Annotated in this window: 8 protein-coding genes, 1 tRNA gene and 2 pseudogenes; 4 read left to right on the forward strand and 7 right to left on the reverse strand. The window is 41.7% G+C overall.

Annotated features, from left to right (window positions below; genetic code table 11):
* Positions 1–6: 6 nt before the first annotated feature.
* The 5 genes from ACN6OV_RS02340 to ACN6OV_RS02360 form a co-directional block, all read right to left on the reverse strand.
* Positions 7–1,503, reverse strand: a complete 1,497-nt coding sequence (locus tag ACN6OV_RS02340) for a UDP-N-acetylmuramoyl-L-alanyl-D-glutamate--2,6-diaminopimelate ligase (protein ID WP_427949320.1) — start codon at positions 1,501–1,503, stop codon at positions 7–9.
* Between the two features lie 10 nt (positions 1,504–1,513).
* Positions 1,514–3,340, reverse strand: coding sequence for a penicillin-binding protein PBP3 (gene ftsI, locus ACN6OV_RS02345; RefSeq protein ID WP_427949322.1), 1,827 nt, complete (start codon positions 3,338–3,340; stop codon positions 1,514–1,516).
* A 12-nt stretch (positions 3,341–3,352) separates the two neighbouring features.
* Positions 3,353–3,685, reverse strand: coding sequence for a cell division protein FtsL (gene ftsL, locus ACN6OV_RS02350; protein ID WP_427949324.1), 333 nt, complete (start codon positions 3,683–3,685; stop codon positions 3,353–3,355).
* 10 nt (positions 3,686–3,695) lie between these two features.
* Positions 3,696–4,607 (reverse strand): 16S rRNA (cytosine(1402)-N(4))-methyltransferase RsmH, encoded by a 912-nt coding sequence (rsmH, locus tag ACN6OV_RS02355; protein ID WP_427949326.1) that lies wholly within the window; start codon positions 4,605–4,607, stop codon positions 3,696–3,698.
* A 180-nt stretch (positions 4,608–4,787) separates the two neighbouring features.
* The gene (locus ACN6OV_RS02360) at positions 4,788–5,807 is read right to left on the reverse strand and encodes a sulfate ABC transporter substrate-binding protein (protein WP_427949327.1); all 1,020 of its coding nucleotides are present in this window, start codon (positions 5,805–5,807) and stop codon (positions 4,788–4,790) included.
* A gap of 730 nt (positions 5,808–6,537) precedes the next feature.
* Between ACN6OV_RS02360 and ACN6OV_RS02365 the strand changes: the two genes are divergently transcribed.
* The 4 genes from ACN6OV_RS02365 to ACN6OV_RS02380 all read left to right on the forward strand — a co-directional run bounded on the left by ACN6OV_RS02365 (position 6,538) and on the right by ACN6OV_RS02380 (position 9,177).
* Positions 6,538–6,831: a hypothetical protein gene (locus ACN6OV_RS02365; protein WP_427949329.1), complete on the forward strand. Its 294-nt coding sequence runs from the start codon at positions 6,538–6,540 to the stop codon at positions 6,829–6,831.
* Positions 6,832–6,984: 153 nt separating this feature from the next.
* Positions 6,985–8,493 carry a glutamate--tRNA ligase gene (gene gltX / locus ACN6OV_RS02370; RefSeq protein WP_427949331.1) on the forward strand — a complete coding sequence of 503 codons (1,509 nt, stop codon included), beginning with the start codon at positions 6,985–6,987 and terminating at the stop codon, positions 8,491–8,493.
* Between the two features lie 92 nt (positions 8,494–8,585).
* Positions 8,586–8,661: transfer RNA gene (locus ACN6OV_RS02375), tRNA-Glu, on the forward strand.
* A 174-nt stretch (positions 8,662–8,835) separates the two neighbouring features.
* Positions 8,836–9,177, forward strand: coding sequence for a hypothetical protein (locus tag ACN6OV_RS02380; RefSeq protein ID WP_427949333.1), 342 nt, complete (start codon positions 8,836–8,838; stop codon positions 9,175–9,177).
* Between the two features lie 29 nt (positions 9,178–9,206).
* Here ACN6OV_RS02380 and ACN6OV_RS02385 read toward each other — a convergent pair.
* Both ACN6OV_RS02385 and ACN6OV_RS02390 read right to left on the reverse strand, forming a co-directional pair.
* Positions 9,207–9,566 (reverse strand): annotated as a pseudogene (locus ACN6OV_RS02385) (cation diffusion facilitator family transporter); the annotation flags it as partial.
* A 17-nt stretch (positions 9,567–9,583) separates the two neighbouring features.
* Positions 9,584–9,727 (reverse strand): annotated as a pseudogene (locus ACN6OV_RS02390) (RNA-guided endonuclease TnpB family protein); the annotation flags it as partial.
* Positions 9,728–9,759: the final 32 nt, after the last annotated feature.

Raw genomic sequence — 9,759 nt, forward strand, 5'->3', positions numbered from 1 at the left:
CTATTCCTATTGCGCTGGATAAGCCGAATCTGTGTTGTGGTGCTGCACATCTATTGCAGATTTCACTTCCACCACATCATCAAACCAATGACGAACACCCTCAATTTCTTGATAGTTTTCGTGGCCTTTACCAGCAATCACCACAATATCCCCTGCTTGCGCATGGTTGACTGCGTATTTAATCGCTTCACGGCGGTCATGAATTTCATGGACGGTCTGTCCGGTAAAATCAATACCCGCTTTCATATCTGCAAAAATCTGTTCAGGGTTTTCTGTTCGTGGGTTATCTGAAGTTATCAAAGCCACATCAGCATGACCTAATGCCGCTTGAGTCATCAGTGGGCGCTTACCACGATCTCGGTCACCACCACAGCCAAACACTGCCCAAAGTTGCTGCGACACATGACGTTTCAAGGTTTGCAACACTTGAATTAAGGCATCTGGGGTATGTGCATAATCCACGACAAACAAACGCTCATCATCGCGAATCACCTGCATACGCCCCGGCGCACCTTTCAGTTTTGGCGCTGTCGCAATCAACGCTGCTAAATCAAAACCAGCTTGCTCTACCGCAATTAAACTTGCCACTATATTTTCAATATTAAAATGACCGAGCAATGGGCTGTGGACCTCAAATTCAGCCTGTGCCGTGACTAATTTAAAACGTGCACCACTGAGACTGTATTGAATATCAACAACTTGATAATCCGCAGCTTGCGTAGTCGAATACGTTAAAATTTTCGGCTGTGCTAGATTTTGGCGGGCTGCATTCAACATCACTTCCGCATACGCATCATCTATATTGATAATCGCCACTTTCAACGATGCAAATTGGAATAAACGCGACTTCGCTTCAGCATAGGCTTCAAGGGTTTTGTGATAATCCAAATGGTCACGGCTTAAATTACTATAAGCAGCGATTTCAATCGCACAACCATTTAAACGCCCTTGTTCCAAACCATGTGAACTGGCTTCAATTGCTGCAAATTCAGCACCTTGCTGCGCATAACTATGCAGCGCATTTTGCATATGTAGCGCATCCAAGGTGGTGTGCGACGATGCTTCTAAGTTGGGTAAAATACCATTGCCTGTCGTCCCCATCACCGCACATTGCTTACCTTGCAGCATCAGCAATTCAGCAATTAAGCGGGAAATCGTGGTTTTACCATTGGTGCCTGTAACCGCCAGAATACGTGCAGCTTGAACGGGTTGGGTGGCTTGTAAATATTGCTTTTGCCATTGCCCCATCAAATGACGAACATCCGCAACCACCAAACCTTTGACTAAACCTAAATCAGTTTCCGAAATCACGGCAAGCGCGCCATGATCTAAAGCAGCTTGTGCATATTGCAGCGTTTTTTCAGGCTGTGAGAACGAAGTCAGGGCAATAAATATTTGCCCTGCTGTCACTTTACGACTATCCAGATTGAAGCCCTGAAAGGATTGCGTCATCCATTCAGCGGGCTGTTCAACGGTGTATAGATCTTGAAACCGAATTTTCATTCATCACCTATTACTGGATCTTGGGAGTATCTAAGGGTTTATCTAAAGGTACGTTCATTAAACGTAAAGATTCTTGCATGACACGTGAAAATACCGGTGCCGACACTGTACCGCCATAATAGGTACCTTGTGGATTTTCCACCACGACCACCATGGCTAAACGCGGATCACTGACCGGCGCAACACCTGCGAATAGTGCACGATATTCATTGGTCGAATAGCCTTTACGGTCTGCACGTAATTTATGCGCAGTCCCCGTTTTACCGGCAACACGATAACCTGGAATGGTTGCACGAGTAGCTGTACCACCCGGTAGCGTTGCAGTTTCCATCATCAGCAACACTTGATCGGCAATTTTAGGATCAATCACTTGCTCACCTTTGGGCTGATCTTCTAGCTTATACAAACTCAAAGGCATTTTTAGCCCTTTGTTTGCCAACATGGCATAGGCATCTACCATTTGCAGTACTGTGGCATTCAAACCATAACCATAGGCCATAGTTGCGACCTCGGATACATTCCATTTGCTTGGTGGCAGGATTAAACCACCACTTTCACCCGGGAATTTCACCGCAGAGCGCTGTCCAAAGCCAAGACGTTTATAAAATGTTGGTAATGTCTCGTATGGCAATGAAAGTGCAATTTTGGCCACCCCCACGTTGGATGATTTTTGAATAATCCCACCCAAGGTTAAAGCGCCATAGTTATGTGTATCACGAATGGTATGATTACCTACACGCATTGAACCCGGCGAAGTATTCACCACCGTATTTGGCTGATATTTTCCGCTTTCGAGCGCCATCGCAATCGTTAGCGGTTTCATGGTTGAACCCGGTTCAAATGAATCAATTGCACCACGGTTACGCATGGCATCTTTATTCAATACACCTTTTTTATCGTTCGGGTTATAAGATGGCCATGAAGTCATTGCCAAGATTTCACCGGTTTTTACATCTACCGCAATCGCTGTTGCAGAACGTGCGTTATTGGCTACACCCGCCGCGGTCAATTCGCGATACATAATATATTGCAGACGTGAATCAATACTTAAGGTAATGTTTTCACCCGATTCGACTTCTTTTACAATTTCAGGGTCTTTAACACGATTGCCTTTCTTGTCACGGACAATCTGCTGTGCCCCATCAATCCCTGAAAGGCGTTTATTCAGCTGCATTTCCAGGCCTTCAATCCCCATCCCTTCACTATTGGTTAGACCAATAATTTGTGAGTTCGGCTGTGGCTGCGGATAGTAACGCTTATAGTTTTTCTCGGTATATACACCCTGAAAATCACGCTTTAAAATCAATTCAGCTTGCTGAGGTGGCACTTCTTTTTTCAGTACTAAATAGCGCGAACGCGGGCGCTCATTCATTTTACGTTTCAGTTCAGCACGGTCCATGCCAACCGCATCGGCCAGCTCGTCCAAATTCAGGTTTTTATCTGGTAACTGACGTTTTAATTTGCGGTTATTTGGATCTTTGGCTAATTCAGCCGTGGTTTCTTCAAACAGCGCTTTATTGTCAAAATAATCCCGTGGATCAATCACCACTTTCATCACTGGCGTACTAATCGCCAAAGGCACACCATGTCGATCGTAAATCACGCCACGCATGGCTTTTAAGGTTTCAGTTCTTAAAATTCTGGCATTGGCTTTATTTTGCAAAAAGTCTTTATTGACGATTTGCACATAGAATGCCCGCCCAACCAAGGCCACAAAACACAGTAATACCACTGCCCACATTAAATGGTAGCGCCACATCTCCACGGCAATCGCCGTTCTGCCAGTAACAGACTGCTGTTTTTTACGTGGAACTTGTTTGTTTCTCTTTTCAACCATGTGACAGGCAGCCTATTTTTTCTGTTCTGAAGTTTGGGGCAATGAAATAACCACAGTTTGTGCAACGGGCGGTGAATACATCCGAAGCTGAGTCACTGCACGCGTACCAATTTGGGCAGTGGCACCGAAGGTTTGCTGTTCAATCAACAACCTTCCCCACTCAGCATTCAGATCATCACGCTCACGCATAAATGTACTTAACTGACGATAATCTTGACGATATTCAAACACTTGGAATACCACCATAATTGCACTGACAAATACCAGCAACAACAAAATGCCATAGACGACAATTTTTTTGGTCTGCAACTTATTTGATATTTGTTTTACTGCTTCGGTTTTCATTCTTTGCCTTTTAAGCTAAACGCTCTGCCACACGAAGCCAAGCGCTACGTGAGCGTGGATTGGCTTTTACTTCTTCATCACTGGCTTTAATCCGTGACACTTTTTTTAAGCGGCGGGTATCTTCGCGTTTTTGTGGTAATCCCCAGCCCGTGTCTTCAGCAAGTGTTGATTCTTTTTGGATAAATTGTTTAATCAGTCGATCCTCTAAAGAATGGAAGCTAATCACGGCCAACGTACCTGCTGGCTTAAGCATATCCACGGCTTGAGGTAAGAAAATATCAATATCGTCGAGTTCTTTATTAATAGCAATACGAATTGCTTGGAAAGTCCGTGTTGCGGCGTGTTTATTTTTTTCCCATTTTGGGTGCGCAACTTTTACAATCTCCGCAAGCTGAGCCGTTGTGTCAATATAACCTGCGGCTTTAATTGCTTTAGCAATACGACGGCTATAACGTTCTTCGCCATATTTAAAAATAATATTTGCCAAATCTTCTTCATCAATATCGACCAACCACTGTGCCGCTGTTGGTCCTTGAGAGTTATCCATCCGCATATCCAGCGGACCATCTTTCATGAAACTAAAACCACGTTCGGCTTGGTCCAGCTGCGGTGACGACACACCCAAATCGGCCATAATGCCATCCACTGAATCAATACCAAGATTTTGCAGTTCTTGTTTTAAGTCGGCAAAGCTGGCATGAATGATTTTAAAACGTGGATCTTCTTGTTCCAATTCAGCCGCAACTGCTAACGCTTGTGGGTCTTTATCAAAAGCATACACACGTGCATTTTCATCTAATTTAGACAGCAATAAACGGGTGTGTCCACCTCGCCCAAATGTGCCATCTACAAATATTCCTGTATTGCGATCTGCCAGTAAAGCATCAACAGTTTCATGAAGTAATACAGAAATATGCGACATAAGGGTCCGTTCAACACAACTAAAAATGTAACTGCACATTATTACCTTGTTTTAGCAAAGCTCCAAACGTCTTTTTGTACAGAAATATTATTTTTCATAGGGAAAACCGTTTTTTATTTTTGTCATATCGAAAAAAACCTCCCGAAGGAGGTTTTGAGTCATCAAACTTATGCGGCAATCTTAACGTTTGCTGTTATAAATTTGATCAAAGATTGCGCCATTTACAAAGTGAGCTTGTTGCGCATTAGACCAACCACCAAAGACTTCATCAATCGTAAAGGTTTTTAATGGTGGGAACTGGGTTTTGTATTTCGCCAAAATCTGTGCGTTGCGCGGACGGTAGAAATGTTTCGCCGCCATGTCCTGACCTAATGGAGAATACAGGTAATTGATATAACCTTGCGCTAACCATTTATTACCATTTTTCTCGACCGTTTTATCGACAATTGCCACCGAAGGTTCAGTCAAAATTGAAATCGATGGATAAACAATATCAAATTTATTTTTACCCAAAGTTTTTTGTGTCACTAAGGCTTCATTTTCCCACGTTAATAACACATCGCCAATACCACGCTCTGCAAATGTCGTCATCGATGCGCGCGCTGCCGAGTCCATCACTTTTACATTGCGATACATTTTACCTACGAACTCTTTGGCTTTCGCATCGTTACCACCCGGCTGTTTCAGCGCATAGCCCCAAGCAGATAGGTAAACCCAACGCGGTAAACCACCAGTTTTAGGGTTTGGGGTAATAATCTGTACGCCCGGTTTTGCCAAATCAGACCAATCTTTAATCTGTTTTGGATTGCCTTTACGTACCATAAATACAATGGTTGAAGTATAAGGTGCAGAGTTATGCGGAAATTCTTTTTGCCAACCTGGTTGAATCTGACCTGATTTCACGATTTCTTCGATGTCGTTCGCCAAGGCCAAAGTCACCACATCACCTTTTAAACCATCGACCACTGAACGTGCTTGCTTACCTGAACCACCATGCGATTGTTTAAAGTCAACCGATTTCCCTGTACGTGCCTTCCAATAAGCACCAAAAGACTTATTGAATTCATCGTAAAATTCACGCGTTGCATCATAAGATACATTTAAAAATTCACGGTCCGCAGCTTGTGTCGTCGTTGCTGTAAAAGCAACGCCTGTTGCAAGTAATGCAGCACTGATCCACGCTTTAAATTGAGTTTTCATGACGGTCGGCATTTGTTAGATTCAATGTCGCTAAATATATGAAATAGAGCCATAAATCGCAATTGTCACAACCAGCGACTAAGTGTAGTCTTTTAACGACTCCAAGTATTTAAACTATTGTTTTTTATTTTAAAAATAATCAAAACAATCTACTTATTCCCAATATATAGAATTTTATGCATTGCATATATCAAAAAATGGATAACTAAGCTCTTTATCTTAATGGCTTGGACTGTCATTCACTTTTGTATCTGCAACTTAAATCTTAGATCATCAAATATATTCAAAGAATAATTTGCTCTTTGGATATACACACCTCCACAGCGCCTAAAAAATTAAGGCTCTTCTTTCCTAGCTTTAGGCTTTATCGAAGATTTAAAAACATCACTAAAATACCAATTAATTTTAATAGTGAATCACTTACAAAAATATCCACACTTATTGCTATGGAATAAAGAGCTCAAAATGCCGATTTTCCATATCAATAGCACTAAAAAATAAAATATGGATGAACATCTTCATGCTATCTTCACAGTTGTCTGTTAAAACTACGCCAATTCGGGATAAAACAGTCTATTTAGGTAGTACTTGAACAGACTTTTATTATTTTTTTGTAAAAATTGTGACTTGGTTCTACTTTTTAATTACATAAGATGGTTAAATCGTAGACTAAACATTAAAACTATTTTTCAAAATAAAGCTCCATTACCAAATAGGGGGAGATTTGGACATGAAAATTTCATATGCAGTATGCCTTGGATTGGGCATGGCATTTACCGCTCAGTCTGCATTTTGTGCAGCGACCAGTACAGCAGCAAACAGCAAAGTTACCATGCCGGCTGAACGCTCGTCTTTGATTGAAAAAGCCATCAGTCAACAAAAGTCAGAAGGTAAAGGCCGTTCTGATGACAGTCTTAAAGTACTGACATCGATTAAAGCACCACCTTCACAAAGTTTCTTTGCTTCACAAAACCAAAGTTTTTCACGTTTTGTGCAAGCAATTTTCTCAGGCAGTAATTCTTAATTTCACTTGAGATGTTAACGCACTAAGTTCATATAGATAGGTTTCCCTCGCCTATCTAGAAAAGCTTGATCATTGAATGTTTAATTAAGCATTAAGTGATCAGGCTTTTTCGTTATAATAGTTCCCAATTTACATTCTGATTAAAAGCTGATTATGACTGTTCGTACGCGTATTGCACCTTCTCCTACTGGTTTCCCTCACGTTGGGACTGCCTACATTGCGTTGTTTAACTTATGTTTTGCAAAACAACATGGCGGTGAATTTATTCTTCGTATTGAAGATACAGACCAACTTCGCTCTACCCCTGAATCTGAAAAAATGATTTTGGATTCATTGCGTTGGTTAGGTCTAAACTGGTCGGAAGGTCCAGATATCGGTGGTCCTCATGCACCTTACCGCCAATCTGAACGTATGGATATTTATAAAAAATATGCATTAGAACTGGTTGATAAAGGCCATGCGTTCTATTGCTTTGCGACTGCAGAAGAACTTGATGAAATGCGTGCTGAACAACAAGCACGTGGTGAATCACCTCGCTACGATGGTCGTGGTCTAAAACATACACCTGAAGAAGTCGCTCGTCGTTTAGTCGCGGGTGAACCACATGTAATTCGCATGAAAGTGCCAGAAGAGGGTATTTGTAAATTTGAAGACATGCTGCGCGGCGAAGTTGAAATCCCTTGGGCGCAAGTGGATATGCAAATTCTGTTAAAAACAGATGGCTTACCAACCTATCATTTGGCCAACGTTGTCGATGACCATTTAATGCAAATCACCCACGTAATCCGTGGTGAAGAATGGATTCCATCTGCACCAAAACACCAATTACTGTATCAATACTTTGGTTGGGAGATGCCGGTGCTTTGCCACATGCCGCTATTACGTAATCCAGACAAATCAAAATTATCTAAACGTAAAAACCCAACCTCGATCAATTACTACAAAGATATCGGCGTACTACCAGAAGCTTTGTTGAACTACTTGGGTCGTATGGGTTGGTCAATGCCAGATGAAAGTGAAAAATTCACTTTGGCTGAAATGATTGAACATTTCGACATTAAGCGTGTGTCTTTGGGTGGTCCAATCTTTGATGTGGAAAAACTCAATTGGCTCAATGGTCAATGGATTAAAGGTTTAACCCCTGCTGAGTTGTTAAATACGCTACTTGCGTGGAAATCTGACCGTCAAACCCTTGAAAACATTGCAGCAGCGATTCAACCGCGTATCAATCTATTGTCTGAAGCGGTGAACTGGGCTGGTTTCTACTTTAACCAGTTCCCAAGCCTGAGCAAAGAGCAGTTTGAAAGCAAAAAATTGACAGAAGAACAAGTACGTCAAAGCCTGCAATTTGCAATTTGGCGTTTGGAAAGCATGTTCACATGGAACAACGATACCGTGAGCCAAACCCTCATGGACTTGGCGAACCAAATGGGCATTAAACTCCGTGACTTCATGCCAACCTTCTTTATTGCGATTGCAGGTTCAACTTCATCTACCCCTGTGATGCAGTCAATGGTGACGATTGGTCCAGATTTAACCTTCGCACGTTTACGTCATGCACTTGAAATTATCGGCGGACCGAGTAAAAAAGAAGCCAAAGTCTGGGAAAAACTCAATGAAAGCTTAAAACTGCCGAAAAATGATGCAGTTGATGAAGCTTAATTAATTTTTTAGTTGACGGATGGGCGTTATATCCCTAATATAGCGCCCATACCGAGAGATGGCGTAAAAACCAAATCAACGTTGCCTCACTTGTCCCTATCGTCTAGAGGCCTAGGACATCGCCCTTTCACGGCGGTAACCGGGGTTCGAATCCCCGTAGGGACGCCATATTCAAGATTGCTTTTAAAGTAATCTTTATAAAAAACCCAAGCATTGCGACTTGGGTTTTTTATTGCCTAGAGTTTTGTTCTTGGCTTTTATTCATCACAATTTTCACTGTGTTTTTTGCTTTCTACATGATTCAGATTAGAATAAACCATAGATTAAAATTATGGAGTTGTAATGCAATACCGTTGCCCTAAATGCCAAAGCCCTAAAATTATGCCGCAAGCGCAAGCAGGTGAGCCTGTCGCACGTCCTGTTGTGCCTAAAAGCTTGATGATGTTGATCCCTACCGTATTTATTTTATTGCTGCTTGTATTAATCAGCATTTCGATGTGGATCTTTGGTGATGGTGCTGGCACAACATTACAAACCGCAACCGTGATTGTATTTATTATTTGTGTGATTGCTGGCTTTATGTTTTATCGTGACCTACCAGATTTTAAAATCTCAATGCAGGGTTTCATGCAATCACAAAAAAAATGGAAATGTCGCGAATGTAATCACGAGTGGGAAATTTAATATTCTCGCTTAAAAAAGTCACATCATGCTTAATGTTGATGTGACTCATCGTGATGATGCGCATGATCATTTTTAGCATGTTCATGTGCGTGATCATGAACTTGGGCATGTTGATGTACCAAACATTCATCTTCCTCTATCTGCAACGTCATCTCGGTAATGCCATATTCATGCCGTAACATCTCAATCGCGTCAAAATATAAGGTATTCCGATCAGCTTCGGGTGCAAATAGATGGACTGTTAAATGCACATTTTTCGAAGTAATGGCCCAGACCTTTAATTGATGAATACCCTCTACTCCTTTCAAAGCCAATAAGTCATTACGTAATTTTTCAATATCAATTTCTTCGGGCACGCCTTCCAATAAAATATTGATACTTTGTTTTATTGACATCCTCACCTCCCTTAAACGGAGATGATTCCTACAGCTAGACGCTTATGCCCAAGCGCAAGAATGTTCTTTGCAGCATTAATGTCCCGATCATTTAGACTGAGACATTTTTCATTACTGCACTGCCATTCTCTTATTCGCAAATCTATCCTACCTTGTATCTTAGTTTGTATAGTGATTAGCTATCACT

Source organism: Acinetobacter sp. (assembly GCF_050285345.1).
Classification (GTDB): Bacteria; Pseudomonadota; Gammaproteobacteria; order Pseudomonadales; family Moraxellaceae; genus Acinetobacter.